This is a genomic window from Pseudomonas sp. PDM26, from assembly GCF_019219185.1.
In the GTDB taxonomy this organism is placed as follows: Bacteria; Pseudomonadota; Gammaproteobacteria; order Pseudomonadales; family Pseudomonadaceae; genus Aquipseudomonas.
Genome location: NZ_JAHUWC010000001.1, coordinates 296629 through 323627, shown reverse-complemented (window position 1 = coordinate 323627; position 26999 = coordinate 296629). Strand labels below are relative to the sequence as shown.

General features: G+C 61.4%; 20 protein-coding genes. 9 read left to right on the top strand and 11 right to left on the bottom strand.

Features of this window, described 5'->3' with window-relative positions:
- Nucleotides 1-3: 3 nt before the first annotated feature.
- The gene (gene pyk / locus KW849_RS01480; RefSeq protein ID WP_115947377.1) at nt 4-1455 is read left to right on the top strand and encodes a pyruvate kinase; all 1452 of its coding nucleotides are present in this window, start codon (nt 4-6) and stop codon (nt 1453-1455) included.
- A 192-nt stretch (nt 1456-1647) separates the two neighbouring features.
- Here pyk and KW849_RS01475 read toward each other — a convergent pair whose 3' ends face one another.
- Genes KW849_RS01475 through KW849_RS01465 form a run of 3 tightly spaced genes read right to left on the bottom strand, consistent with a single transcriptional unit; the run spans nt 1648 to nt 4461 of the window.
- Nucleotides 1648-2397: an enoyl-CoA hydratase-related protein gene (locus tag KW849_RS01475; RefSeq protein ID WP_218427029.1), complete on the bottom strand. Its 750-nt coding sequence runs from the start codon at nt 2395-2397 to the stop codon at nt 1648-1650.
- 29 nt (nt 2398-2426) lie between these two features.
- Nucleotides 2427-3362 (bottom strand): iron-sulfur-binding ferredoxin reductase, encoded by a 936-nt coding sequence (locus KW849_RS01470; RefSeq protein ID WP_218427027.1) that lies wholly within the window; start codon nt 3360-3362, stop codon nt 2427-2429.
- Complete coding sequence (locus KW849_RS01465) at nt 3355-4461, bottom strand: diguanylate cyclase (RefSeq protein ID WP_218427025.1); 1107 nt, start codon at nt 4459-4461, stop codon at nt 3355-3357. The genes KW849_RS01470 and KW849_RS01465 overlap by 8 nt, the downstream gene beginning before the upstream one ends.
- A gap of 420 nt (nt 4462-4881) precedes the next feature.
- Here KW849_RS01465 and KW849_RS01460 point away from each other — a divergent pair, with 420 nt between their 5' ends.
- From KW849_RS01460 to KW849_RS01430, 7 genes are all read left to right on the top strand, one after another.
- Nucleotides 4882-6405, top strand: a complete 1524-nt coding sequence (locus KW849_RS01460; protein WP_218427023.1) for a fumarate hydratase — start codon at nt 4882-4884, stop codon at nt 6403-6405.
- Between the two features lie 207 nt (nt 6406-6612).
- Nucleotides 6613-11247: a SpvB/TcaC N-terminal domain-containing protein gene (locus tag KW849_RS01455; RefSeq protein ID WP_218427021.1), complete on the top strand. Its 4635-nt coding sequence runs from the start codon at nt 6613-6615 to the stop codon at nt 11245-11247.
- 96 nt (nt 11248-11343) lie between these two features.
- A complete protein-coding gene (locus KW849_RS01450; protein WP_218427019.1) occupies nt 11344-13110 on the top strand; it encodes an ATP-binding protein in 1767 nt (588 codons plus the stop codon).
- On the top strand, nt 13104-14429 hold the full coding sequence (locus KW849_RS01445) for a sigma-54 dependent transcriptional regulator (protein WP_218427017.1): 1326 nt from the start codon (nt 13104-13106) through the stop codon (nt 14427-14429). The genes KW849_RS01450 and KW849_RS01445 overlap by 7 nt, the downstream gene beginning before the upstream one ends.
- Nucleotides 14430-14718: 289 nt before the next feature.
- On the top strand, nt 14719-16038 hold the full coding sequence (locus KW849_RS01440; protein WP_218427015.1) for an MFS transporter: 1320 nt from the start codon (nt 14719-14721) through the stop codon (nt 16036-16038).
- A gap of 224 nt (nt 16039-16262) precedes the next feature.
- Nucleotides 16263-16454 (top strand): hypothetical protein, encoded by a 192-nt coding sequence (locus KW849_RS01435; RefSeq protein WP_218427013.1) that lies wholly within the window; start codon nt 16263-16265, stop codon nt 16452-16454.
- Nucleotides 16455-16651: 197 nt separating this feature from the next.
- The gene (locus KW849_RS01430; protein ID WP_218427010.1) at nt 16652-17275 is read left to right on the top strand and encodes a flavin reductase family protein; all 624 of its coding nucleotides are present in this window, start codon (nt 16652-16654) and stop codon (nt 17273-17275) included.
- 3 nt (nt 17276-17278) lie between these two features.
- Here KW849_RS01430 and KW849_RS01425 read toward each other — a convergent pair whose 3' ends face one another.
- Together KW849_RS01425 and KW849_RS01420 are read right to left on the bottom strand one after the other, a co-directional pair.
- Nucleotides 17279-17509, bottom strand: a complete 231-nt coding sequence (locus KW849_RS01425; protein ID WP_218427008.1) for a hypothetical protein — start codon at nt 17507-17509, stop codon at nt 17279-17281.
- A 41-nt stretch (nt 17510-17550) separates the two neighbouring features.
- Complete coding sequence (locus KW849_RS01420) at nt 17551-17904, bottom strand: putative quinol monooxygenase (RefSeq protein WP_218427006.1); 354 nt, start codon at nt 17902-17904, stop codon at nt 17551-17553.
- 427 nt (nt 17905-18331) lie between these two features.
- Between KW849_RS01420 and KW849_RS01415 the strand changes: the two genes are divergently transcribed.
- Nucleotides 18332-19261 (top strand): AraC family transcriptional regulator, encoded by a 930-nt coding sequence (locus tag KW849_RS01415; protein WP_218427004.1) that lies wholly within the window; start codon nt 18332-18334, stop codon nt 19259-19261.
- 140 nt (nt 19262-19401) lie between these two features.
- Here KW849_RS01415 and KW849_RS01410 read toward each other — a convergent pair whose 3' ends face one another.
- The 6 genes from KW849_RS01410 to KW849_RS01385 all read right to left on the bottom strand — a co-directional run bounded on the left by KW849_RS01410 (nt 19402) and on the right by KW849_RS01385 (nt 26864).
- Nucleotides 19402-20457, bottom strand: coding sequence for an ABC transporter ATP-binding protein (locus tag KW849_RS01410; RefSeq protein WP_218427002.1), 1056 nt, complete (start codon nt 20455-20457; stop codon nt 19402-19404).
- Nucleotides 20458-20475: 18 nt separating this feature from the next.
- Nucleotides 20476-21324, bottom strand: a complete 849-nt coding sequence (locus KW849_RS01405; RefSeq protein WP_218427000.1) for an ABC transporter permease — start codon at nt 21322-21324, stop codon at nt 20476-20478.
- Nucleotides 21321-22229, bottom strand: a complete 909-nt coding sequence (locus KW849_RS01400) for an ABC transporter permease (protein WP_218426998.1) — start codon at nt 22227-22229, stop codon at nt 21321-21323. Before KW849_RS01400 ends, KW849_RS01405 begins: the two co-directional genes overlap by 4 nt.
- 231 nt (nt 22230-22460) lie before the next feature.
- Nucleotides 22461-23564, bottom strand: a complete 1104-nt coding sequence (locus KW849_RS01395; protein ID WP_108215047.1) for an extracellular solute-binding protein — start codon at nt 23562-23564, stop codon at nt 22461-22463.
- 217 nt (nt 23565-23781) lie between these two features.
- Nucleotides 23782-25230, bottom strand: coding sequence for an aldehyde dehydrogenase family protein (locus tag KW849_RS01390; RefSeq protein ID WP_218426996.1), 1449 nt, complete (start codon nt 25228-25230; stop codon nt 23782-23784).
- Nucleotides 25227-26864 (bottom strand): 5-guanidino-2-oxopentanoate decarboxylase, encoded by a 1638-nt coding sequence (locus KW849_RS01385; protein WP_218426994.1) that lies wholly within the window; start codon nt 26862-26864, stop codon nt 25227-25229. Before KW849_RS01385 ends, KW849_RS01390 begins: the two co-directional genes overlap by 4 nt.
- Between the last annotated feature and the right edge of the window lie 135 nt (nt 26865-26999).

Here is a 26999-nt window from a genome sequence, read left to right as displayed (position 1 = left end):
TGCATGTCCGTCCGTCGTACCAAAATCGTCGCTACCCTTGGCCCGGCCAGTAACTCGCCGGAAGTTCTCGAACAGCTGATTCTGGCTGGCCTGGACGTCGCCCGCCTGAACTTCTCCCACGGCACCCCCGACGAGCACAAGGCTCGCGCGAAGCTGGTGCGTGACCTCGCCGCCAAGCACGGCCGCTTCGTCGCCCTGCTGGGTGACCTGCAAGGCCCGAAAATCCGTATCGCCAAATTCACCAACAAGAAGATTGAGCTGAAGATCGGTGATCAATTCACCTTCTCCACCAGCCATCCTCTGACCGAAGGCAACCAGCAAGTGGTCGGCATCGACTACCCGGACCTGGTCAAGGACTGCGGCGTGGGCGACGAGCTGCTGCTCGACGACGGTCGCGTGGTGATGCGCGTCGATACCGCCACGGCCACCGAACTGCACTGCACCGTGACCATCGGCGGCCCGCTGTCCGACCACAAAGGCATCAACCGTCGCGGTGGCGGCCTGACCGCTCCGGCCCTGACTGAAAAAGACAAGGCCGACATAAAGCTCGCTGCGGAAATGGAAGTCGACTACCTCGCGGTGTCCTTCCCGCGTGACGCCGCCGACATGGAATACGCCCGTCAATTGCGCGACGAAGCCGGCGGCACCGCCTGGCTGGTGGCGAAGATCGAACGCGCCGAAGCCGTGGCCGACGACGAAACCCTCGACGGCCTGATCAAGGCGTCCGACGCGGTGATGGTTGCCCGTGGTGACCTGGGCGTGGAAATCGGTGACGCTGAGCTGGTGGGCATCCAGAAGAAGATCATTCTGCACGCACGCCGCCACAACAAGGCGGTGATCGTCGCGACCCAGATGATGGAGTCGATGATCCAGAACCCGATGCCGACCCGTGCTGAAGTGTCCGACGTAGCCAACGCCGTGCTCGACTACACCGACGCCGTGATGCTCTCGGCCGAAAGCGCTGCCGGCCTGTACCCGTTGGAAGCGGTGCAAGCCATGGCTCGCATCTGCATCGGCGCTGAAAAGCACCCGACCAGCAAGACCTCCAGCCACCGCATCGGCAAAGAGTTCGAGCGCTGCGACGAAAGCATCGCACTGGCGACCATGTACACCGCCAACCACTTCCCGGGCGTAAAAGCGATCATCGCCCTGACCGAAAGTGGCTACACCCCGCTGATCATGTCGCGCATCCGTTCCTCGGTGCCGATCTACGCGTTCACCCCACACCGTGAAGCCCAGGCTCGCGCGGCGATGTTCCGTGGCGTGTACACCATCCCGTTCGATCCGGCTTCGCTGGCGCCGAACGAAGTCAGCCAGAAGGCGATCGACGAACTGGTCAAGCGCGGCGTAGTACAGAAAGGCGACTGGGTCATCCTGACCAAGGGCGACAGCTACCACACCACCGGCGGCACCAACGGCATGAAGATCCTGCACGTTGGCGATCCGATGGTCTGAGTGACAAGTTGCTGAAAAACAAAAGCCCCGCCATGTGAATGGCGGGGCTTTTTGTTTTCTGATCCATTTTTTGTGTCGCCTGATCCGGCCCCTTCGCGGGCAAGCCCGCTCCTACAATGGATTTGCGGCGTAAACAAAACACCTGTAGGAGCGGGCTTGCCCGCGAAGAGGCCGGTACAGTCAGCAAAAGACTCAATGCCGCTTGATAAACCCCGTCAACGCCGCCAGCGCCTCCGGCGAACGCAGCCGCTGAGTAAACAAAGCACCCTCTTCTTCAATCACTTTGCGGATCAATTCCCGATCCGGCGCCTTCATCAATTGCTTGCTGATCCGCACCGCTTCCGGTGGCAGCGACTCAAAGCGCAACGCCATCTCCCGCGCTTTGGCCAAGGCCTCCTCGCCACTGCCCAGCGCCTCGGACGCAATGCCCCACACCGCAGCCTGTTCACCATTGAAACCCTCACCGAGCAGCAACAACTCCGCCGCCCTGGCCTGCCCGAGCAAGCGCGGCAGGATCAGGCTGGAGCCAAACTCCGGGCACAGGCCAAGGTTGACGAACGGCATACGCAAGCGTGCATCACGGCTGACGTAGACCAGATCGCAATGCAGCAACATCGTCGTGCCAATGCCCACCGCCGCTCCGGCCACGGCGGCAATTACCGGTTTGCGGCATTCGAGCAGATTGACCATGAACTGGAACACCGGGCTATCGAGGCCGCTCGGTGGTTGCTGGATGAAATCGACGATGTCGTTGCCGGCAGTAAAACATTCAGCAGAACCGGTGATCAGCACGGCGTTGATCCCGGGGTCGCTGTCGGCCTGTTTAAGCGCCTCGGCCAAGTGGCTGTACATGGCACGGGTCAGGGCGTTTTTCTTGTCCGGGCGATTCAGGCGCAGGGTCAACAGGCCGCGTTCGCGTTCAACTTCGATGGCATCGGTCATGGCAGGTCTCGCGTCTGAAAAGTCAGCGCTCAACCACGGGGCAGGAATACATCGGCCAGCAGTTGATTGCGCGGCAATCCCGCCAGATACAGACGCCGGGCAAAGGCGTCGACACTGTCGGGGGCTCCGCAGAGTAAGGCCAGGGTTTGCCGCGAAACAAGCCGCAGTTGCGCCAAAGCCGCCGGCAACTCGGCCGGGGTCCATAGTTCGACACTCAGGTTCGGACGACTGGCGGCCATGGCTTGCAGGGGTTTGGCCAGGTAGTGCTCATCGGCATCATGGGCCAGGTGGATGACGCGGATGGCGCCTTGGTGATCTTGCCGCAGCGCTTCGCGCAAGACGCCAAACAATGGTCCCAACCCGGTGCCGGCCGCCATCAACCACAATGGCCGGGCGTGCCAGTCCGGATCGTAATGCAAGGCACCGCCGCGCAGCTCACCGAGGCGGATCGGATCGCCGATGCGCAATTGCCTGGCGGCATCGCTGAATTCCCCGGGCTTGCGGCAATCGAGATGAAACTCCAGAAAGCGGTCTTCTTGCGGCAGGCTGGCGAGGGAATACGGCCGCGCCACACTGCCCGCCCACAACACCAGGTGCTGGCCGGCGCTATAGCGCAACGGTCGCTGGGGGATTACGCGTAGACGCAGGACCGTGGCGCTCAACCAATCGACGGCAGCCACTTCGGCCGGTCGGCCATCGGTTTGCGGGTCGAAGGCGTGCACCTGCAAGTCCTCGACCACCTGGCACTGGCACGCCAGGCGCCAGCCCTGTTCACGCTGCTGTGCACTCAAGGCATCCGGGCGGCTGTCGCTCGGCAGGCCCTGCACACACTGCACCAGGCACGCATGACAACTGCCGGCGCGGCAACTGTAGGGCACCGGCACGCCGTTCTGGTTCAGCGCGTCGAGCAGATTGCTGCCCGCCGCCACCGACCAGCGAAATTCACCGACCCGCAGCTCAGGCATCGACGTTCTCCCACGCCGCCGCACATCGGTTGCGACCGTCACGTTTGGCGCGATAGAGCGCTTGATCAGCCTGTTGCAATGCGTCATCGAGATCGTCGCCCAACTCCAGCAGGGTCATGCCGGCGGACAGGCTGAGGTTGCGCACATTCAGACCGATCAATTCGACATCGGTGAACGCGATGCGCAACCGTTCGCAGCACGAAGTCAAACTGTCGGCATCGCAATCGGGCAGCAGCACCACGAATTCTTCACCGCCGTAGCGGGCCAGAACGTCACCGTCGCGCAGGCACGCGGTGGCAACGCCGGCAAAGGCTTGCAGCACCTGATCGCCGGCGGCATGGCCGTGCAGGTCGTTGATGCGCTTGAAATGGTCGAGGTCGATCAGCGCCAGGCCGTGCACGACATCGGCGTCCATAGCGTTCAACTCGCGGGAAGCCAGGCTCAGGAAATGCCGGCGATTGAACAGGCCTGTGAGCTCGTCGGTGGCCACCAGGTCTTCGAGCTGGCGCATCATCCCGCGCAAGGTGTCCTGGTGCGCCTGCAACGCAAATCGTCGCTGGCGCATGCGTTGTCGCGAAGCCTGGACATAGCGGGCATACAGCACCAGCCACACCAACACGATGAACAGCACACAGACCTGCAACACCGCCATGGCCGGGTCGGGCAGCTGGAAGTGGTAGCCCTCCCACAGCGTGATCGCACTGAAACTGAAGAACACCAGCAGCGCGCACCGTACAAGGGACCGGCGTGACAGATGGAACAGGCCGAACAACAGGATCAGCACGTAAAACACCAGAAACGCACCCCGGGCTTCGTCCAGATGGGCGATCAGCCAGGTTTGCCACCCCAGCCCCAGCAACACTTGCGCCTCGGTCAGGCTGGGGTCGGCGAAACGCAGGTTACTGCCGCTGTAAAATACCGCGAACAGGGTGGCCTGACTGATCACCACCAGCGCGCTGCCGATGACGACACTGGAAAGCGGCGCGTCGTAGTGACCGGTAAAAAACGCCAGCCACAGCAACAGCAATGCCAGGGCATAGGTGCCGGCCGCGAGGGCGAAACGTTTGAGCAACAGGCGCTGGATGGCGTTATGGGTCAATCGTAGATTCACCGAATGAAAGGAGACTGACAGAGCGTCCTACTCTACAGACCGCATGTCACTTTAGTGGCGTGGCCGATAAATGACCATTGAATTTTCGGGCTGGCCGATAACGGCTGCAACGCCATGCTCTTGTAGGAGCTGGCTTGCCAGCGAAGGCGTTCTCGTAGGCGATACGGGGGGCGACTGATCCACCGCTTTCGCTGGCAAGCCAGCTCCTACAGGGCTTTTTGCGAATCCATGCGACCAACGATTGACTGCCGGCGCGTGTGCCTGCCTTTGATGCGCGTTATACTGCCGCGCCTTTTTAGCGTCGCGCCAGATTGCCCGGCGTGCCTTGAAAGGTGCTTGCAACCGACCGATGCACCCAAGCTGCAAGCACCTTATTGAATGTTCCCGTCTTTTAGAGGAGCGCGACCCATGACCGTGATCAAGCAAGACGACCTGATTCAGAGCGTTGCCGACGCCCTGCAGTTCATTTCCTACTACCACCCCGTGGATTTCATCCAGGCGATGCACGAGGCCTACCTGCGCGAAGAATCGCCAGCGGCCCGCGACTCGATGGCACAGATCCTGATCAACTCGCGTATGTGCGCCACCGGCCACCGCCCGATCTGCCAGGACACCGGTATCGTCACCGTGTTTGTCCGTGTCGGCATGGACGTGCGCTGGGATGGCGCCACCATGGGCCTGGACGACATGATCAACGAAGGCGTACGTCGCGCCTACAACCTGCCGGAAAACGTCCTGCGTGCTTCGATCCTCGCCGACCCGGCGGGCGCTCGCAAGAACACCAAGGACAACACCCCGGCCGTGATCCACTACTCCATCGTTCCGGGTAACACCGTGGAAGTGGACGTGGCGGCCAAGGGCGGCGGTTCCGAGAACAAGTCGAAGATGGCCATGCTCAACCCGTCCGACTCGATCGTCGACTGGGTACTGAAGACCGTTCCGGAAATGGGCGCCGGCTGGTGCCCACCGGGCATGCTCGGCATCGGCATCGGCGGCACCGCCGAGAAAGCCGCTGTGATGGCCAAGGAAGTGTTGATGGAATCCATCGACATTCACGAGCTCAAAGCGCGTGGCCCACAGAACCGCATCGAAGAAATGCGCCTGGAACTGTTCGAGAAGGTCAACCAGCTGGGCATCGGTGCCCAGGGCCTCGGTGGCCTGACCACCGTGCTCGACGTGAAGATCATGGACTACCCGACCCATGCAGCCTCGCTGCCGGTGTGCATGATCCCGAACTGCGCCGCCACCCGTCACGCGCACTTCGTGCTCGACGGTACAGGTCCGGCCTCGCTGGAAGCGCCACCGCTGGACGCCTACCCGGAAATCGTCTGGGAAGCCGGCCCGTCGGCCCGTCGTGTCAACCTCGACACCCTGACCCCGGAAGAAGTGCAGAGCTGGAAACCGGGCGAAACCGTCCTGCTCAACGGCAAGATGCTCACCGGTCGCGACGCTGCGCACAAGCGCATGGTCGAGATGCTGAACAAGGGTGAAACCCTGCCGGTGGACCTCAAGGGTCGCTTCATCTACTACGTCGGCCCGGTCGATCCGGTCGGTGACGAAGTGGTGGGCCCGGCCGGTCCTACCACCGCGACGCGGATGGACAAATTCACCCGTCAGATCCTCGAGCAGACCGGTTTGCTGGGCATGATCGGCAAATCCGAGCGCGGCCCTACCGCGATCGAAGCGATCAAGGACCACAAGGCCGTTTATCTGATGGCAGTGGGCGGCGCGGCTTACCTGGTGGCGCAAGCGATCAAGAAGTCCCGCGTTGTCGCTTTCGCCGAACTGGGCATGGAAGCGATCTACGAGTTCGACGTCAAGGACATGCCGGTGACCGTTGCGGTCGACAGCAAGGGCGAGTCGGTACACATCACAGGTCCTGCCATCTGGCAGAAAAAGATCAGTGAAAGCCTGGCGGTAGAAGTGCAGTAAGCACTGACATCGCACAATAAGAACCGGTCTGTCGGCAACGGCAGACCGGTTTTTTTACGCATGAAAAAAGTAATCAAAGGCCGAAACAAGCGCACCGTTTGTTCTAAAAATACCGGGATGACCTGTCAGATCTGACAGGTTACAGCCGCCCGCCCCGCTGATAGCTTGAAGGCACTCGATGCATTCTCTGTCACGGCGGACACTTCCATGGCGACTGAACAGCAGGGCACCCTCGACATCAACGCCCCCGCCCTCCCCAAAGGCGGTGGTGCCATCCAGAGCATCGGCAAGGGCTGGGGCGCGGTGGGTACCAGCGGTGCCGCGTCACTGGAGTTGCCGCTGCCGATCAGCAAGGCGCCCAACCGCGATATGGTCCCGGCCCTGGGTCTGGGCTACAGCAGCGATGTCGGCAACAGTCCATTCGGCATCGGCTGGCGGCTGATTACCAACGCGATCACCCTGCGTACCACCAAGGGCGTGCCGAAATACGACGGCAACGATCAGGTGGTCGGCCCCGGCGGTGACGTGTGGATGCCCGAGAAGAGTGACGACGGCAAAGTCATTTCAAAAACGGTGTCCGAGTACAACGGCGCTCCGATAGGCTCGCACCAGGTCGTGCGCTACTGGCCCCGGGTCGAAGGCGCCTTCGATCTGATCGAACACTGGACCAAAGATGACGATGCTGACAACCCGGCCAGCTTCTGGCTGATCCACGGCGCCGATGGCAGCCTGCATTGCTACGGAAAAACCGAGGCATCACGCCGGACCGATCCACAAGACAAAACCCACGTTGGTGTCTGGCTGATCGATGAAAGCCTGAACCTTCGCGGTGAACATGTGGTGTACCTGTATCAGGCGGAAGTCGAGGAGCCGGCCGCTCCGCAGTTCCGCGACTACCGCAGCCAGCGTTACCTGCGTCGGGTGTTGTACGGTAATGCCCAGGCCAACGCCAACCTGTATGCATGGAAAGCCGATGGCTGGAAAGACGTGGCCTGGCATTTCCACCTGCTGTTTGATTACGGCGAGCGCAGTGCCGACCTGACTCAAGTGCCGGTTTACGACCTGCCCGGCATAGAACGCGGCGAGTGGGGGGAAGCGCGCAAGGATCCCTTCTGGAATTACGCCTACGGGTTTGAATTGGGTTCCCGGCGCCTGTGCCGTCAGGTCCTGATGTTCCATCAGTTCACCGAAGAACTGGGCAGCGACCCGGTGCTGGTCCAGCGCCTGCTGCTCGAACATCGTCAGAGCCCGTTGGGTTACAACCATCTGACTGCTGCGCACATCCAGGCCTATGACAATCAGGGCCAGATGGAAAGTCGCCCGCCCATGGAGTTTTTCTACAACCCGTTTGAACTCGACACCCAGCGCGAAGGATACCGCGAGTTCCCGCAGATGCCCGGTCTCAATGACGGCCAGCGTTATCAACTGGTGGACTTGTATGGCGAGGGCATGCCCGGGGTGCTGTTCAGCAGTGACAAGGCCTGGTACTACCGCGAACCGCTGCGCGCCGACACGGGCGGCAATGACGTGAGTTATGGCGACTGGGCGCTATTGCCCGGTATTCCCGTGGCCGACAGCAGCAAACCGATTCGCCAGTCCCTCAGCGACCTGACCGGCGACGGCAAGCTCGACTGGGTGATCGCCCGGCCTGGCCTGTCCGGGTTTTTCACCCTCAATCCCGACCGAAGCTGGTCGAACTTCGTGGCCTATGCAGCATTTCCCACGGAGTTTTTTCATCCCATGGCGCAGTTGGCGGATCTGGTGGGTGACGGTCTGACCGATCTGGCCTTGATCGGTCCTCGTAGCGTGCGGCTGTATTCAAGCCGTCGTGCAGTCGGGTTCAGCCATGGGGACAACGTGCCTCATGACGACGACTCGCTGCCCCTGTTGAGCAGTGCCCAGACCGAACTGGTGGCTTTCAGCGATCCACTGGGCAGCGCGACACAACACTTGATCCGCATCCGCCACAACGAAGTCAAATGCTGGCCGAATCTGGGCCATGGAAAGTTCGGCAAAGGTTTCGTCCTTTGCGAGCTGAATTTCAAGTATGCAGAGTTCGATTCGTCGCGCGTGCGGCTGGCGGACCTGGACGGCTCGGGCGCTGTTGACCTGATCTACCTGGAGTCGGACGGTTTCCGGATCTACATGAATCACGGCGGCGAAGGCTTCGAAGAGGACTATGTGAAAATGCCATGGCCGCAAGGCGTGCGTTACGACCGCTTCTGCCAGGTGAGCATCGCCGACCTGCAGGGGCTGGGATGTTCCAGCCTGATCCTGACCGTGCCACACATGGAACCCCGGCACTGGCGCTACGATTTTGTCAGCGCCAAGCCGTATCTGGTCAATGCCAGCCACAACAACATGGGGGCCGTGACGGGTGTGAATTACCGCAGCTCGGCCCAGGAATGGCTGGACGAAAAAGCCGAGCTTATTGCGGCAGGCAAAGCCCCGGTGTCTCATCTGCCGTTCGCCATGCACCTGGTCAGCCAGCAGACCCAACTCGATGAAATCACCGGTAATCGGCTGACCCAGGGCTTCACCTACCGCCAGGGTTTCTACGACAGTTTCGAGCGTGAGTTCCGAGGTTTCGGCCTGTTGCTGCAAACCGATACCGAGGCTTCGGCGGCGGCGCGTTCAAACCCGGGGTTCACGGCGCCGATTCTCAGCAAGACCTGGTTTCATACAGGGCGCGCCATCGACATGCGCGACGACGGTTACTACGACGGTGACACGAACGCAGTGCCTCTGCACACAGCGCTGCTGCAGGAGTATCACCTCAGCGACGCGCAGGGGCGCGTGATCGATCCCGATGAAGAACTCGCCCGCGAGATGGCCCGCGCCCTTAGCGGCTCGGTGTTGCGCGCGGAGGTGTTTGCCGCCGACGATGCCCCCGAAACGGCCGTGCCCTACACCGTGCAGGAGAACCGCTTTCTCATTCGCCAATTGCGTCCCAAGGGCAAGCATCAGCCCTATGCCGTGTTGCAGACACTGGCGCTGGAAAGCATTGCCTACCAATACGAGCCGCAGCTGGCTGACGATCCCTTGGTCCAGCACACCCTCAATCTGGATTGGGACAAGTTCGGCAGCCTGACCCACGGTTTTGTCGTGCATTACGCCCGGCGCAAAACAGACAAGGACAGCCCGCCCTTCCACGCCGATCAGCCTGGCGATGAGAGCGATGAAGACTACGAAAACAGATGGTGGCTGGACGCCCACGACGAAGCGCAACAGTGTTGGTATTTGACCGAGGCCAAAGCCGAGTATCGGCATTTGGAAGCCCCTGACGGCTGGCGTCTGGGCCTGCCCTATCGTCAGCGCGCCAATGCGCTGGTCCTGGAAAAGAATGAACTCGAACCTGTCGACATCAACCACGAAAACTTCCTGGAATGGGCCGATGACGAAGGAAACTTGGCAACCAAAGCGGTGCTGACCGGTTTGTCGCTGCAACGCTATCAGGATCCGGTCACAGGCGAATTACTGGAGCCGGATAACCTGATCTTCACCGCCCTGCCCGACTATCAGGAAACCGCCGAACTGGACGCCACCGCCCTGAGCGCCTATGACAAGCTCAAGGACGAAAATGGCGACATGCCGTTCAACCTCAAGGAGAAACTCGAATCGCCGCAAGTCGGTTACCACATCATGGATCTGTTCTTGCCAGCGGCGCCTGCGGGTGACCCCGAAGACCCGACCGATGCCAAGAACTACCTGTGGTCCGTGCGCAAAAGCTTCCCCACTTACCACGGCCTGGCAGGGTTCTATAACGTCGAAAAGTTCCAGCAGACCAAGAGCCATGGCATCACCACCGTCGCGTATGACGAGCACTGGTGCCTGAGCACCGCCGTCACCCTGCCGGATGGCTGCACTACAAGCATCCTCGATATCGACTACCGATCGTTCCTGCCCGCTGGCATCATCGACCCCAATCAAAACACCCAGGAAGCCCGCTACAACGCGTTCGGCGAAGTGCTGGTGACCAGCTTCCATGGCACGGAACTGGGCGTCGAGGTCGGTTTCGACCCACTCAGCGATTACCAGCCACCGGAAGATCGCTCGCCCGCAGGCGCTATCGCCGACAAACACAACGCCATCGGCAACTACGCGACGGCGACCTTCTCTGCGCCCTTCAGCTGGATGGGTAAAGTCCCCCCGGCAGCGCCCGAGCCCTGGCTGGCCTGGGCTCGCGCCGAAGGTTTTGTATTGCCCGACGGCCACCTTTGCAGCCGGGCTCGCGTGCACCTCGAAGGCTTGCAAAATCCTTCGGCGAACGAGCGGCAACTTCAGCAATACCTCGACGACGCTCATCGCGAGCCGGTGCATGTCGTCACCCTACAGGCCGACCGCTACCCCGGTGACCCGGAACTGCAAATCCGCGCGGCCATCGCCTGCTGGGATGGCTTCGGTCGTTCCCTGCAAACCAAGCAAGAGGTCGAACCAGGCCTGGCCTGGGTAGTGAACGACCAAGGCGAACTGGAACCCGACGAAAACGGCCGGCCCAGGGAAGAACAGGCGACCCGACGCTGGCGGGTCAGCGAACGGGTCGAGTACAACAACAAAGGCGAAACCGTGCGGATCTATCGCCCCTACTTCGCCAGCGCCTATCGCTACATCAACGACGCCTCGATCCGCGAATCGGGTTACCACGACCAGCAGTTCTACGACGCCGCCGGCCGGCCGGCCCACACCGTGCTGGCGAAAAAAATGCTGCAGGGCAATCCGCCGGAAGAAAAACCGTTGCGCCGGGAACAACGCTATCGCATCTGGTACACCATTGCGTTCGATGAGAACGACTTGTTTGATCCGCCACCCGTGCAGCGGCGCAAGAACACGCTGGTGATTTGAGCCAAGGGGGAAACATTGGCGCAGGCGTTTCGGTGAGTGTGGATCACAGTTCACATGCTATGGTGCTTTCCCCCATTTTCGCCTGTTGTTCATTGCATGCTGCCGACATCCCGAACCCTGCGCCTGGCGCTCTACACCCTGTTGATCATCGCCGGCGCCGCCATCGCCGCCACGCTGGCGATGCGCCACGCCGTACGCCAGTCAATGGTCGAAGACGTGGCCCGTGCCAATCAGCAATTGGCGCTGTACGCCACGTCCCTGCATACCCTGATCGAACGTTACCGCGCCCTGCCCGCCGTGCTGGCGCTGGACCCGGAACTGCGCTCGGCGCTCAAGGGGGCGGTGAGCCCAGAGCAGCAGGATGCGTTGAACCGCAAACTGGAAAAGATCAATGGCGCCGCCGAATCCTCGACCCTGGAATTGCTCGACCGCAGCGGCCTTGCCATCGCGGCGAGCAACTGGCGTTTGCCCAGCAGCTATGTCGGTCACAACTACGGTTTCCGCCCTTATTTCAACCAGACCCGCACCCAAGGCACCGGGCGCTTTTATGCCGTGGGCGTGACCAGCGGAATTCCCGGCTACTTCCTCTCCAGCGCGGTCAGCGATGATGGCGGCCAGTTCCTCGGCGCCATGGTGGTGAAACTGGAGTTTCCCGAACTGGAGCGAGAGTGGCGTCAGGGCAGCGACACGCTGCTGGTCAGCGACGCACGCGGGATCATCTTCATCGCCAACCAGCCGGGCTGGCGCTATCGCCTGCTCAAGCCACTGAGCGACAGCGATCATGCCGAGCTCAAGACCACCCGCCAATACGACAAGCAGCCGCTGACGCCGCTTGAGTTTCAATCGTTGCGGCGCTTCGACGACAACAGTGACCTGGCTCGGGTCGACGGCCCGGACGGCAAGGCGGATTACCTGTGGGAATCCCTGCCGCTGAGCACCGAGGGCTGGACCCTGCACCTGCTGCGTCGCCCGCAGGTCGCCTTCGAAGACAGCCGCAACGCCGCGCTTGCCGCGGCCGGGTTGTGGCTGACCCTGGTGTTCCTGTTGCTGTTTCTCAACCAGCGCTGGCGCCTGGCGAAAATGCGCCAGCGCAGTCGCGAAGAACTCGAACGACTGGTAGAAGAACGCACCCGCGACCTGCGCACCGCCCAGGAAGGCCTGGTGCAATCGGCCAAACTCGCGGCGCTGGGGCAGATGTCCGCCGCCCTGGCCCACGAAATCAACCAGCCGCTCACCGCCCAGCGCATGCAGTTGGCAACCTTGCGCCTGCTGCTCGACCACGGCCGCGTCGACGACGCCTACAAGGCGCTCAAACCGGTGGATGAGATGCTCACGCGCATGGCCGCCCTCACCGGCCACCTGAAAACCTTCGCCCGCAAAAGCCCCAGCGGTTTGCGCGAACGCCTGGACCTTGCGGCGGTGGTGGACCAGTCGCTGCAACTGCTCGACACAAGGTTGCGCGACGAACAGGTCAGCACCGTGCTGCACCTGACCCGCCCGGCCTGGGTGCGTGGCGATGCGATTCGCCTGGAACAGGTGCTGATCAATCTGCTGCGCAACGCCCTCGATGCGATGCAGGACAAACCCTGCAAACGCCTGGAGATCCGCCTCGAAGCCGACGAGCAATTGTGGCGCCTGAGCGTGATCGACAACGGTAGCGGTATCGCCGAAGAGAACCTGTCCAAGGTCTTCGATCCGTTCTTCACCACCAAACCGGTGGGCGAAGGCCTGGGGATCGGTTTGGCCGTATCGTTTGCCATCGTTCACGAATCCGGCGGGCGCTTGAGTGCCGGCAATCATGACAAAGGCGCCGTGTTTACCCTGACCTTGCCCATCGACCTGGAGGTGCATGCAGCATGCTGAACTCAGTGATCGTGGTCGACGACGAAAGCAGCATCCGCAGTGCCGTCGAACAATGGTTGAGCCTGTCGGGTTTCGAGGTGCAGCTGTTCAGCCGCGCCGATGAATGCCTGGCGCAATTGCCCAGGCATTTTGCCGGGGTGATTCTCAGCGACGTGCGCATGCCCGGCATGAGCGGCCTGGAACTGCTGGCCGAAGTACAACGCCGGGATGCCGATTTGCCGGTGATCCTGCTGACCGGACACGGTGATGTACCGATGGCCGTCGAGGCCATGCGCGACGGTGCCTACGATTTCCTGGAGAAACCCTTCAGCCCGGAAACCCTGCTCGGCAGCCTGCGCCGCGCCCTCGACAAGCGTCGGCTGGTGCTGGAAAACCGCGCGTTGCACGAACAGGCGGACAACCGCGCCAAGCTGGATGCCACGTTGCTCGGTGTGTCCCGTGGCCTGCAAAACCTGCGTCGGCAGGTTCTCGATCTGGCGGCGCTGCCGGTCAACGTATTGATCCGCGGTGAAACCGGCAGCGGCAAGGAACTGGTCGCCCGCTGCCTGCACGACTTCGGACCACGGGCCGACAAGCCCTTTGTCGCACTCAACTGCGCGGCCATCCCCGAGCAATTGTTCGAGGCCGAGCTGTTCGGTCACGAGAGCGGCGCGTTCACCGGGGCGTCCGGCAAGCGCATTGGCAAACTGGAGTACGCCGACGGCGGCACGCTGTTTCTCGATGAAATCGAAAGCATGCCCCTGGCCCAACAAGTGAAATTGCTGCGGGTGTTGCAAGAGCAAAAGCTTGAACGACTGGGTTCGAACCAGAGCATCCGCGTGGATCTGCGCTTCATCGCCGCGACCAAACCGGACCTGCTCGACGAAGCGCGGGCCGGACGTTTTCGCGAAGACCTGGCCTATCGCTTGAACGTCGCAGAACTGCGCTTGCCGCCCTTGCGCGAACGCCGGGAAGACATTCCGCTGCTGTTCGAATCGTTTGCCCAAAACGCCGCCGAACGGCTGGGACGTAAATTTCCACCGTTGAGCGGCGCACAGTTGAGTCACCTGCTGAGCCACGACTGGCCAGGCAATGTGCGCGAACTGGCGAACGTCGCCGAGCGTCAGGTATTGGGCTTGGGTGAGCCGGAGCCCTTGGGCATCGAGCCCGGCCAGTCACTGGCCGCGCAGCAGGAAGCGTTCGAAGCGCAATGCCTGCGTGCCGCGTTGACCCGACACAAGGGCGATGTGAAAGCGGTGCTCGAAGAACTGCAACTGCCGCGCCGGACCTTCAATGAAAAGATGCAGCGACATGGGTTGAGCCGGGAGATGTTCCTGTAGCGTCTGGACTGGCCTCTTCGCTGGCAAGCCAGCTCCTACAATGTGCGCAGTACACAGATCCACTGTAGGAGCTGGCTTGCCAGCGAAGAGGCCCGCACAGCCAACACTCCCCGCAAGCAAATAGGCAGTTTTTCGCTCACCACTTACTTTTGATAAGCGGATTTCCGCTCACAAAAACACCACAACCCCTCTAAACCGGCCCTCTCCCCCTTGGCACAGCTCCTGCTATAGCCCCTGCAGGCTGCGTTTATTCGCGCTCCACAAAAACAATTAAATGAAGGATCCTTCAATGGATAACTCCAACTCCCTGCCGCTTGGGTCGGCTGCCGCGCCGGCCAAAGAAAGAACCACCGCCAGTCGCATCAAATCGATTTTCAGCGGCTCCGTCGGCAACATGGTCGAGTGGTACGACTGGTACGTCTACGCCGCCTTCTCCCTGTACTTCGCCAAGACCTTCTTCCCCAAAGGCGACACCACCGCCCAACTGCTCAACACCGCCGCGATCTTCGCCGTGGGCTTCCTGATGCGTCCGATCGGTGGCTGGCTGATGGGGCTGTATGCCGACAAGGTCGGGCGCAAAAAGGCCCTGATGGCCTCGGTGTACCTGATGTGCTTCGGCTCGCTGCTGATAGCCCTGAGCCCGAGTTACGAAGTCATCGGCATCGGTGCGCCGATCCTGCTGGTGTTCGCGCGCTTGCTGCAAGGCCTGTCGGTGGGTGGCGAATACGGCACCTCCGCCACCTACCTCAGCGAGATGGCGACCAAGGAGCGTCGTGGCTTCTACTCCAGCTTCCAGTACGTGACCCTGATCTCCGGCCAGCTCATCGCTTTGGCGGTGCTGATCGTCCTGCAGAACTTCCTGACTACCGAAGAGCTGTACGCCTGGGGCTGGCGCATCCCGTTCGCCATCGGCGCGCTGTGTGCCGTGGTTGCGTTGTACCTGCGTCGCGGCATGGAAGAAACCGAGTCCTTCACCAAGAAAGAAAAAGCCAAGGAAAGCGCGATGCGCACCTTGATGCGTCACCCCAAGGAACTGATGACCGTGGTCGGCCTGACCATGGGCGGCACCCTGGCGTTCTACACCTACACCACGTACATGCAGAAATACCTGGTGAACACCGTCGGCATGAGCATCTCCGACTCCACCACCATTTCCGCCGCCACGCTGTTCCTGTTCATGTGCCTGCAACCAATCATCGGCGGGCTGTCGGATAAAATCGGTCGTCGGCCGATCCTGATTGCCTTCGGCATTCTGGGCACGCTGTTCACCGTACCGATCCTCACCACCCTGCACACCATTACGACCTGGTGGGGCGCGTTCTTCCTGATCATGGCGGCGCTGATCATCGTCAGCGGCTACACCTCGATCAATGCGGTGGTGAAGGCCGAACTGTTCCCGACCGAAATCCGCGCACTGGGCGTGGGCCTGCCGTATGCACTGACCGTTTCGATCTTCGGCGGCACCGCCGAATACATCGCGCTGTGGTTCAAGAGCATCGGCATGGAGACGGGTTACTACTGGTACGTGACCGCGTGTATTGCCGTGTCGTTGCTGGTGTACGTCACCATGAAAGACACCCGCAAGCATTCGCGGATCGTCACCAACTGATCGCCAACCGACGCTCACTGCAACGGTGAGCGCCAAGGCCCTTCGCGAACGAACTCGCGAAGGGCACCATTCGTCTCCCCCGCCACCAGGATAATCATCGGTTAATGCTCCGGCAGCAGCCTGCTGCTGAGTGCATCCATATCGACAGGACGCACGTATATCCGTTACAGGCCTCGAAAGAGTGCCTGAACGTACCCATAGCGAACGTACCTGGAGTACCTGTCATGAAAATCCGATTGATCCTTGCCCTGACCCTTTCCGTGCTGGCTGCCAATACCTTTGCAGCCGATGGCTACGACAAAACCGGCTCGGCCTCTTTCGGCTCCGATGCCAGCGCCGCCATCGAACGCAGCCATTCGGGCGTCTATGCCTCTGACGGTTTTGATAAAACCGGTAGCGCTGAAGCTATCGGCTGATCGTGGAGGGAAACTCACAGCCCGGCTTCAAAACCTGTAGGAGCGAGCTTGCTCGCGAAAGCATTCTTGCAGACCACACAGCGGTTGAATGTGAAACCGCTATCGCGAGCAAGCTCCTACAGTGATCTTCGTCCGACTGGAAATCCGTGGCGCGGGCTTGCACCATGCACGTCTCTCCGCAAGCTCTGGAAATCCCAATGCCCGACGACATCCACTTCTACGAACCCGCCCACGGCCACGGTCTGCCCCACGATCCGTTCAACGCCATCGTCGGCCCGCGCCCCATCGGCTGGATCTCTTCACAGAATGCCGAGGGCCGCTTGAACCTCGCGCCCTACAGCTTCTTCAACGCCTTCAACTACATTCCACCGATCATCGGGTTTTCCAGCATCGGGCGCAAAGACAGCCTGAACAACATCGAACAGACCGGCGAGTTCGCCTGGAACCTGGCCACCCGGCCGCTGGCCGAGCAGATGAACCAGAGCTGCGCCATGGTCGGGCCTGAAGTCAACGAATTCGAACTGGCGGGGCTGACGACCGTTGCCTCGAAGGTCATTCAGGTGCCACGGGTGGCCGAGAGCCCGGTGTCCTTCGAGTGCAAGGTCACGCAGATCATCCAGTTGCAACGGGCGGACGGCAATGTGGTGCCCAGCTGGCTGATCCTCGGCGAAGTGGTCGCCGTGCATATCGCCAAATGGTTGTTGAAGGATGGGATATACGACACCGCCGCGGCAGAACCGATTCTGCGCGGCGGCGGGCCAGCGGATTATTTCCAGCTGGGGCCCGAGGCGTTGTTCAAGATGTACCGCCCGGGGCGGTGAAAATCACCAGAGCAGGTCGGTGTTTTCCTTGACGTCCTTGAGGTGGGTCAGTTCCTTGGCGGCCGCATCATCGGCCTCGTGAGCGGTCTTGAATATCTGGCCTTCCAGCACTGTGTGAAAACGCGGAGCGCCGGCACCACCCAGCGCTTTGACGGCGATCGCGGCGTGGTAACCACCCTCGCCCGGTACTACAGCGGAAACAGCTTCGAAGTGATCAAAGGCTTTACGTGCCATGTCGCGAATCCTGGCTGGTTGAGAATGCCATCATTAAACCCTCAACCGGCCAGTTTGTGTACCGCCACTTCGGACTGATCGAGGGCCTGCGCCGCCGAGACATCCTTGAAGGTGTGGAAATCCAGACTGTTGACCACCAGCTCCTGCACCAGCTCGGCAAAAATCTCCATTGCCGGCGTGCTGAAGTACGCAGTCATGGCCTGTTGATTGCTCCAGAAACCGGAGACCAGCCAAAGCTGCGGATCGCACTGCGAATGCTGCAAGGCAAAGCCCAGGCAGCCAGGCGCTGCGCGTGACGGTTCGATCAGGGCGCTGAGGCGTACACCGAGTTCCGCCGAGCGCCCGGTGCGCGCTCGAACGAAGGCCATATGACTGACGGGGATCTGCTTGGACATGTTCAACCCTCCCGGGGAGTCGTGTGGCAGCCGGGGGACGGGCTGCGACAGGATCAAAGGTTAAGGGCCGCGACGCCTGTCTCGTTAGTCGATTCCTGCCGGCGCGTTGCACAATCCTGCGAAACTGCATCGCCAGCCTGTAACAAGCTGTAAACCCTGTCACGGTTCTGCCATACGAGCTTTGTGTAGGAGCTGCCGAAGGCTGCGATCTTTTGACTTTCACTTTCAAAATCAAAAGATCGCAGCCTTCGGCAGCTCCTACGGGGTTATCGGCGTTAGTTGAAGCGCACCTGTGCGTTGGCCGTGTTTGGGAACGAAACCAACCCCAAGCAGAATCAGGCAAGCATCGGGCAGGATGTGTCTACCGCTGCGGCTTGCACAAACTTATGCTCTGCCCATTACTCATGCCTTGCCGAGGATGCCTTGCATGTCGTCGCTCGATCACTCTGAAGCCCCACTGAACCCCGACATGGAGCACCAGCGCGCGGAACTGGCGGCGATCATTCGCCGCAACACCGCCGAAGATGGCAGTTATGCGACTGCCATCGGCTCGCTGTTCATGTCCCGCCACAGCCAGTCCCACGAGTTCGCCCCGGTACTCGCGCAACCGGCGCTGTGCATCATGGCCCAGGGGCGCAAGCAAGTTCAGCTGGCCAACGAGTACTTCAACTACGACCCGTTGAATTACCTGGTGGTCTCGGTCTCGATGCCGCTCAGTGGACGAGTGGTGGATGTCTCGGCCGAGGAACCGATCCTGGCCTTGCGCCTGGACATCGACCCGACGGAAATCACCGCACTGATCGCCGACGCCGGCCCCCTCGGCGTGCCTACCCGGCCGACCGGACGCGGTCTGTATGTCGAAAAACTCGACACTGCGATGCTTGACGCGGTGCTGCGCCTGGCGCGGTTGCTGGACACGCCGAAAGACATCGCCATGCTGGCGCCGCTGATTCGTCGGGAAATACTCTACCGATTGTTGCGCAGCAAGCAGGGGCATCGGCTGTATGAAATCGCCATCGCCAACAGTCAGAGCCATCGCATCAGCCAGGCGATCAAATGGCTCAACGGCAACTTTGAACAGCCGTTGCGCATCGACGATCTGGCCAAGGAAGTGAACCTGAGCGTGTCGACGCTGCATCACCGCTTCAAGGCGATGACGGCGATGAGTCCGTTGCAGTATCAGAAGCAGTTGCGCCTGCAGGAAGCGCGGCGGTTGATGCTGGCCGAAGGGCTGGAAGCTTCGGCGGCGGGGTATCGGGTCGGGTATGAAAGCCCGTCGCAGTTCAGCCGTGAGTACAGCCGGTTGTTCGGGGCGCCGCCATTGCGGGATCTGGCGCGGTTGCGCTTATCGGTTTGATCTGGCATTTGCGGTGCGGTGACTGACGCCTTCGCTGGCAAGCCAGCTCCTACAGGGGACCGCGTTGTTCAGGAGAACGCGAGCCGTGTAGGAGCTGGCTTGCCAGCGAAGAGGCCAGTTCAGGCAATACACGTCTTGAATCAGGCCCCAAGCACCCGGCAAGCCTCCACCGGCAAGGTCACCGACACCGGATGCCCAACGCTCAGGCCAAAGCCCTGACACGGCGTGCTCAGCGCGGTAAACGACACCCCGGAACACTCCACCGTAGTCTCGATGGTCGCCCCGATATCCCGCACGAACGTCACCTTGCCCAGCAAGCGGTTGCCCGCGGTCGCCTGCGGAGCCGACAGTTGCAGGTCTTCCGGACGAATCAGCATCTTCACCTTTTCACCGGCCACAATGCTGCTGCAGATCGGCACTTGCAGCGCATCGCCACCCGGCAAGCTGACCTTGCCGTTACCCAGCACCGTAGCCGGGAAGATGTTGCCTGAGCCGATGAAGTCCGCGACGAACTCGTTGGCCGGATGCCGATAGATCTCGATCGGCGTGCCCACCTGCTGCACCTTGTGCTCACCCAATACGACCACGATATCGGCCATGGTCATGGCTTCGCGCTGGTCGTGGGTGACCATGATGGTGGTGATGTTCAGGCGTTGTTGCAGTTGACGGATTTCCACCTGCATCGACTCGCGCAGCTTGGCGTCCAGTGCCGACAACGGTTCGTCAAGCAGGAGGATTTTAGGGTGCGAGGCAATCGCCCGGGCAATCGCCACGCGCTGGCGTTGGCCGCCGGACAGCTTGGCCACCGGACGATTGATCATCTGCTGCAACTGGATCAGTTCCAGCAACTCCACCACCCGCGCCTGCTGGTCAGCCTTGCTGACCCCGCGCAGTTTCAGCGGATAGGCGATGTTTTCGCCCACGGTCATGTGCGGGAACAACGCCAGGGACTGGAACACCATGCCGAAATTGCGCAGGTGCGCCGGGGTGTTGCCGATGTCTTCACCGTCCAGGCGGATTTCGCCGCCGGTCAGGGTTTCAAGGCCGGCAATCATGCGCAGCAAGGTGGTTTTGCCGCAGCCCGAAGGGCCGAGGAAACACACCAGTTTGCCCTCGGGCAAATGCAGGTTCACATCCGTTACCGCGCAGGCCGAGCCGTAATGTTTCTCGACGTTTTCCAGAATCAGACCAGACATGTGAATCACCTCAAGAAATCAGAACGAAACGCCACCTTCACCAACCAGTTTTTCGAGCGCCCAGATCAGGACGAAGTCGATCAACACGATCAGCACGGCAAACGAAAATACGGTTGGGTCGAGCGAAGACACGGTGCGGCTGTACATCCAGATCGGCACGGTCATCACATCGATGGTGTAGAGGAAGTAGGTCACGGTGAACTCGTTGAACGAAACGATGAACGCCAGCAGCATGCCCGCCAGGATCCCCGACTTCATCAACGGCACCACCACATCGACAATCGCCCGCAGCGGTGAAGCACCGAGCATTTGCGCAGCCTCTTCAACTTCACTGCCGATGGAGAGCATCGCCGCCGTGCAGTTCTTCACCACGAACGGCAACGCGAGGATCACGTGGGCAATCACCAGGCGCGAAGTGGTCATCTGGAACGGCAGGCTGTCGAACACCAGCAGCAACGCCAGCCCCAATACCACCATCGGGAACACCAGTGGCAACGACATCAGTTGCAGCGCCACGGCCTTGCCGCGGAACTCGCAACGGGTCAGCGCGTAGGCCGCCGGCACCGCAATGATCGTGGCGAAAATCATGGTCAGGCACGCCACCAGCAGGCTGGTGCTCATGGCTTTGCCCAGGCTCAGCACGTCGCTTGAGTCCGGCGAGACGAAAGTGTGCCAGGCGGCCTTGTACCATTGCAGGCTGTAGCTGCTCGGCGGGAAGTCGAGGTTCGACGCGCCGCTGAACGACATCACGATCATGGTCAGGATCGGCAACACCGCCAGCAGCAGGATGAAGCCCGAGAGGATGCCGGCAAACTTGCCGGTATCGCCCGGCAACAGCGACCGGCGCTTCTGGGTCAGGGTACTCATTGCGAAGCCTCCAGCATGCGGCGACGACGGCCAGTGATGTATTCGGACAGGGTCATGATCGCGAGGGTAGTGACGATCAGCACCACACCGGCAGCGGATGCGGCGGGCCAGTTCATCAGCGGGGCGATCTGGTCATGCACCATCACTGCCAGCATCGGCACACGCCGGCCACCGAGCAGCAACGGCACCACGAAACTGCTGGCGTTGTAGGCGAACACCAGGGTCGCACCGGTAATGATCCCCGGCAGACTCATCGGCAATACCACCTGGCGGAACACCTGGAAGCGACTGGCGCCGAGGGTCGCGGCGGCTTCTTCGTAGCTGCGGGCAACGCCGCGCATGGCGCTGGCAATCGGCAACACGGCCAGCGGGAAGGCGGTTTGCACCAGGCCCATCAACACGCCGTTCTGGTTGTACAACAGCATGATCGGGCGCTTGATCAGGCCCAGGCCCATCAGGGTCTGGTTGAGCATGCCACCGGGACCGAGGATCACCAGCCAGCCGTAGCTTTGCAGCAGCAGGTTGACCAGCAAGGGCAGCAACACTGCCGCCAGGAAGATCCGGCGCACGAACGGCGAGCTCAGGCGCGACATGGTGTAGGCCACCGGGATCGCCAGGATCACGGCGATCACCGCGCTGATCAGCGCCAGGCGCAGGGTCAGCATCAGCGATTTGAGGTAATAGGGTTCCAGCAACTGAGCGTAACTGGCCAGGCTGAACCCGGACCATTCCGCGCCTTTGGTGCCCACGCTCATGCGCAGTACCAAGAGGCTTGCGGCAATCAGTACGCCAAGAAACAGCATCGACGGCGAGAGAAAAAACCAGGCGCGCGTCGTTGGCGAAACACCCCGAACAGCGCGCACGGGGGCGGCACTCACCGGATGGATCAGAGGTTGGTGTTCCATAGCAATGGGTCTCGTCAATGGAAGATCATTGGCGCAAGAGTGTGGGTATTAACTCGATCCCGTAGGAGCTGCCGAAGGCTGCGATCTTTTGATCTTGATCTTTTCTGGAGCAGATGAGGATCAACATCAAGATCAAAAGATCGCAGCCTTCGGCAGCTCCTACAGGGGGGATCCGGTCAGCCGTCACACCCGTGCCGCGATGAGGTTCGAAGAACCTCCGCGCCATTCAGATCAGGAAGAAAAGATTTCCGTGTAACGACGAATCCACTGGTCATGCACAGTCGCCAGGAAGGCGTTGTCGTGCATGATCGCCTTCTCGGCAATCTGCTCCGGCGTGAGGATGTACGGGCTCTTGCGTGCTTCGGCGGAGATGATCGCCTTGGCGTTGACCGGGCCGTTGTAGATGTCTTCAGCCATCTTGCCCTGCACCAGCGGGTCCAGAGAGTGGTTGATGAAGGCGTAGGCCATGTCGGTATCGCCAGGACGATTCTTCGGCATCACCGACAGCATCAGGTCGGTGTAAAAACCTTCCTTCATGCCAAATGTGGCGCCCAGTCCGTAGTTCGGATCGCGGATCTGTTTCGGGAAGAACGCGGGGGCGTACAGACCGCCCATGTCCAGGGAACCGGTACGGAACAGTTCGGCGATCTGGTTCGGGTTTTCGCCCAGGGTCACCACACGATCCTTCAGCTCGGCGAGTTTCTTGAAGCCCGGTTCAATGTTGTGTTCGTCACCACCGGCCAGTTTGGCGGCGATGATGATCAGGTCCATGGCCTCGGTCCAGTTCGGCGGCGGCAGGAAGATGTTCGGTGCCAGGTCGGCGTCCCACAGGGAAGCGTAGCTGTCCGGCGCTTGTTTCTGGGTGCGGGTGCTGTAGACCAGGCTGTTGCACCACAGCAAGTAACCGATACCGTGACCATTGGCGCCGGTGCGGTACTTCTCCGGTACATCGACGAGGTTGGGAATGCGGTTGAGGTCGGGTTTTTCCAGCAGGTTGGCGGCGGCCAGACCTTCGGCGCCGACGCCTGCCAGGGTGATGACGTCGTATTGCGGACGATCACCACCGGCCTTGAGCTTGGCGACCATTTCCGAGGTACTGCCGGTGCGGTCAGCGATGACCTTGCAGCCGTACTTGTCTTCGAAGGTCGCAGCGATGTTGCGCAGCGCAGCCAGGCCGGTGTCATCGGACCAGGTCAGCAAACGCAGGGTCTTGCCGGCAAAACGTGTGTCGCTGGCATTGGCCTTGATGAACGGCATGCTCATGGCTGCCGCTGCAACCGAGGCTACGCCCACGGTCTTGATGAATTGACGTCTGTTCAGATCATGCTCGCCCATTACGGACTCCCTTTGTTTTTGTAGGTATAAGGCAGGTCGAAACTGTTGCATCCGCGCGACCGGACCAGCGTTATCCCTCGTATTTTCGGGGGTTTGGCTGAACCGGCGAGTTCATCCTGAGGTCGTGTAAAACACCTGACTATCGATAAAAACTCATTGAAGCCATGACGCCAGCGCATGCCTCAACTGGAGGCATGCGCTCACCTTTTTCGTGCCTTCAGACAGCCCGAATCACGTGTTTGATTTCCTGGAAAGCCTGCAAGCCCCACGGCCCCAATTCGCGACCGATACTGCTCTGCTTGTAGCCGCCCCAGGCGGTCTGCGGGAAGATCACCTGCGGCGCGTTGATCCACACAAGGCCCGCCTGCAAAGCGTTGGCGACGCGATCAGCGGTCTGTGCATCGCGTGTCACCACGCTGGCCACCAGGCCAAACTGGCTGTCGTTGGCCAGAGCAATCGCTTCAGCCTCCGAGGCGAAACTGCGCACGCAGATCACCGGGCCGAAAATCTCTTCACACCACAGCGCACTGTCGAGGGGCACTTCGGTGAACACCGTCGGCTGCAAAAAATATCCGCGCGGCAGGTCGGCGGGACGATTGCCACCGCAAACCAGCTTGGCGCCGGCACTCAAACCTCGATCGATGTGACCGAGCACGCGCTGGTATTGCGCCTGATTGACCAGCGCGCCCATTTCCACGTTCGGATCGAACGGGTCGGCCACGCGAATCGCTTCGGCACGGGCCTTCACGCGGGTCAGGAATTCATCAGCCAGTTCGTCAGCGACCAGCACGCGGCTGGTGGCGGAACACATCTGCCCGGCATTGAAGAAACCACCGCCACAGGCCACTTCCACCGCCAGGTCGAGATCGGCATCGGCCAGCACCAGCAGCGAAGATTTGCCGCCCAGTTCCAGGCTCACGCCCTTGACGGTTTCCGCCGCCCGTTGCATGACCTGCACGCCGACTGCGTTGCTGCCGGTGAACGACACCTTGGCGATGCGTGGGTCCGCCGACAGCGGAGCGCCAACGGCCAGGCCGGTGCCGCACACCAGGTTGAACACACCCGCCGGCACACCGGCCTGGGCGATGATTGCCGCCAGTTCCAGCTCCGGCAGCGGCGTCACTTCCGAAGGCTTGAGCACCACGCAGCAACCGGCGGCCAGGGCCGGGGCGAGTTTCCACGCAGTGGTGACCATCGGGAAGTTCCACGGCACGATCAGGCCGACTACACCGCACGGCTCGCGGCGCAAACGCGCGCTGAAATCGTCGGTCGGCAGCTCAATGGCGCTGTCCTGTTTCGCGTCCAGCCCTTCGGCCAAACCGGCGTAATACTCGAACGTGGCGATCACGTCATCAACGTCGATAGCCGCTTCGAACTGTGGCTTGCCGTTGTTGCTCGACTGCAAGTGCATCAGCTTTTCACGGCTGGCCTGCACGGCGGCGGCGATTTTGCGCAGGATCGCACCGCGTTCGGCGCCCGTGGTTTTTGACCAGTCGGCGAACGCCTGGGTCGCCGCGCTCACGGCTTGATCAACCGCGCGTTCGTCGCCGCCATTGACGGTGGTCAACAGGGCTTCGGTCGCCGGGTTGATCACGCGCAGGTGTTCGTTGCCGGCCGACCATTGGCCGTTGATGTACAGGCCGTTCTGGGTAGTCGGGAAACTCATTTCGACACCGCCTGCATCCACTCGGCTTGGTCGATTTCAATCAGGGTCGGGCCCTGACGATCAGTGGCCATACGCAATGCGCCACGCAGTTGCTCGACACTGCTGATCGCTTGCGCCGCACAACCCAATGCCTTGGCCACACCGATGAAGTCCGGGGTGTAAATGTCCACGCCGACCGGTTCGATGTCACGGTTGACCATGTATTTCTTGATCTCTTCGTAGCCCTGGTTATTCCACAGCAGCACGATCACCGGGGTGCGCGCTTCAACGGCGCTGGCCAGTTCCGGCAGGGTGAATTGCAGGCCACCGTCGCCGATCAGGCACACCACCGGAGGACGCGCGCCACCTTCGACGCTGCCACCCAACCAGGCGCCAATCGCTGCCGGCAAGGCGTAACCGAGGGTGCCGTAACCGGTGGACGAGTTGAACCAGCGGCGCGGGCGCTCCGGGTTGAACGTCAGGTTGCCGGTGTACACCGGTTGCGTCGAGTCGCCGACAAATACCGCGTTCGGCAATTCATGCAGCACGGTTTCGAGGAAACGGGTCTGGGCCAGGGTCGGTGCGTCCCAGGTCGCGGCCAGCTCTTCACGCAGACGAGCGGCGCGCACCTGGCCCCAATCGTTGCAGCGCTCAGCCAGGGATTTGTGCGACAGCGCGCTGAGCAACGCCTGGGCGGCGTTGCGCGAGTCGGCCACCAGCGCGACATGCGGCGGATAGTTGCGCACGGTCTGGTCCGGGTCGATGTCCACGCGCAGCAGTTGACCAGGAATCTCGAAGCCACCGGCGAAGGTCACGTCGTAGTCGGTCTCGGCCAGCTCGGTGCCAATGGCCAGGACCACATCGGCCTCGGCGACCAGCGCACGGGTAGCAACCAGGCTCTGGGTCGAACCGATCAGCAACGGGTGGCCGGAGGCGAGCATACCCTTGGCGTTAATGGTCAGGGCGACCGGCGCGTCCAGCAGTTCGGCCAGTTCAGTCAGCTCGGACGCCGCGTCGATAGCCCCGCCACCGGCGAGAATCAGCGGACGCTTGGCGTCGGCCAGCAATTCGGTCATGCGCGACACGGCGCTCGGCGAAGCACCGGCGCGGTCGATGTTGACTGGCAGGCTGGCGAGCAAGTCGTCGGCTTCTTCAACCAGGACATCCAGCGGAATTTCAATGTGCACCGGACGCGGACGGCCAGCCTGGAACAGTGCAAAGGCGCGAGCCAGCACGCCCGGCAGTTCGGACGCCGACATCAGGGTGTGGGAAAACGCCGCGACACCGGCACACAGTGCGCCCTGGTTCGGCAACTCATGCAGCTTGCCGCGACCACCGCCCAACTGGCTGCGCGATTGCACGCTGGAGATCACCAGCATCGGAATCGAATCGGCGTAGGCCTGGCCCATGGCGGTGGTGATATTGGTCATGCCAGGGCCGGTGATGATAAAGCACACACCCGGTTTGCCGCTGGTGCGGGCGTAGCCGTCGGCCATGAAGCCGGCGCCCTGTTCATGGCGCGGCGTGACGTGGTTGATGCTCGAACGGGCCAGCCCGCGATACAGCTCCACGGTATGCACCCCCGGAATGCCGAACACCTGCTCGACCCCGTAGTTTTCGAGTAACTTGACCAATACTTCGCCGCACGTCGCCATGTGAATTGCCCTTTTTGTTCGATTTGAGACGCCGGGCCTGCGCTGTGTTTATGATGGATTCGCAGGCCCGGGAATGGCCTCATTGGAACGGGCGACAGGTAGCCGCAACAATGGATAAAAAGTCATACTAGCCAT

Coding starts and splice junctions, on each gene's coding strand:
- KW849_RS01405 (WP_218427000.1), bottom strand. CDS start 21,324: ATGAGTACCCTGACCCAGAAGCGCCGGTCGCTGTTGCCGGGCGATACC.
- KW849_RS01415 (WP_218427004.1), top strand. CDS start 18,332: ATGTCGTCGCTCGATCACTCTGAAGCCCCACTGAACCCCGACATGGAG.
- KW849_RS01400 (WP_218426998.1), bottom strand. CDS start 22,229: ATGGAACACCAACCTCTGATCCATCCGGTGAGTGCCGCCCCCGTGCGC.
- KW849_RS01395 (WP_108215047.1), bottom strand. CDS start 23,564: ATGGGCGAGCATGATCTGAACAGACGTCAATTCATCAAGACCGTGGGC.
- KW849_RS01390 (WP_218426996.1), bottom strand. CDS start 25,230: ATGAGTTTCCCGACTACCCAGAACGGCCTGTACATCAACGGCCAATGG.
- pyk (WP_115947377.1), top strand. CDS start 4: ATGTCCGTCCGTCGTACCAAAATCGTCGCTACCCTTGGCCCGGCCAGT.
- KW849_RS01420 (WP_218427006.1), bottom strand. CDS start 17,904: ATGTCCAAGCAGATCCCCGTCAGTCATATGGCCTTCGTTCGAGCGCGC.
- KW849_RS01450 (WP_218427019.1), top strand. CDS start 11,344: ATGCTGCCGACATCCCGAACCCTGCGCCTGGCGCTCTACACCCTGTTG.
- KW849_RS01430 (WP_218427010.1), top strand. CDS start 16,652: ATGCCCGACGACATCCACTTCTACGAACCCGCCCACGGCCACGGTCTG.
- KW849_RS01425 (WP_218427008.1), bottom strand. CDS start 17,509: ATGGCACGTAAAGCCTTTGATCACTTCGAAGCTGTTTCCGCTGTAGTA.
- KW849_RS01435 (WP_218427013.1), top strand. CDS start 16,263: ATGAAAATCCGATTGATCCTTGCCCTGACCCTTTCCGTGCTGGCTGCC.
- KW849_RS01460 (WP_218427023.1), top strand. CDS start 4,882: ATGACCGTGATCAAGCAAGACGACCTGATTCAGAGCGTTGCCGACGCC.
- KW849_RS01385 (WP_218426994.1), bottom strand. CDS start 26,864: ATGGCGACGTGCGGCGAAGTATTGGTCAAGTTACTCGAAAACTACGGG.
- KW849_RS01445 (WP_218427017.1), top strand. CDS start 13,104: ATGCTGAACTCAGTGATCGTGGTCGACGACGAAAGCAGCATCCGCAGT.
- KW849_RS01470 (WP_218427027.1), bottom strand. CDS start 3,362: ATGCCTGAGCTGCGGGTCGGTGAATTTCGCTGGTCGGTGGCGGCGGGC.
- KW849_RS01410 (WP_218427002.1), bottom strand. CDS start 20,457: ATGTCTGGTCTGATTCTGGAAAACGTCGAGAAACATTACGGCTCGGCC.
- KW849_RS01455 (WP_218427021.1), top strand. CDS start 6,613: ATGGCGACTGAACAGCAGGGCACCCTCGACATCAACGCCCCCGCCCTC.
- KW849_RS01475 (WP_218427029.1), bottom strand. CDS start 2,397: ATGACCGATGCCATCGAAGTTGAACGCGAACGCGGCCTGTTGACCCTG.
- KW849_RS01440 (WP_218427015.1), top strand. CDS start 14,719: ATGGATAACTCCAACTCCCTGCCGCTTGGGTCGGCTGCCGCGCCGGCC.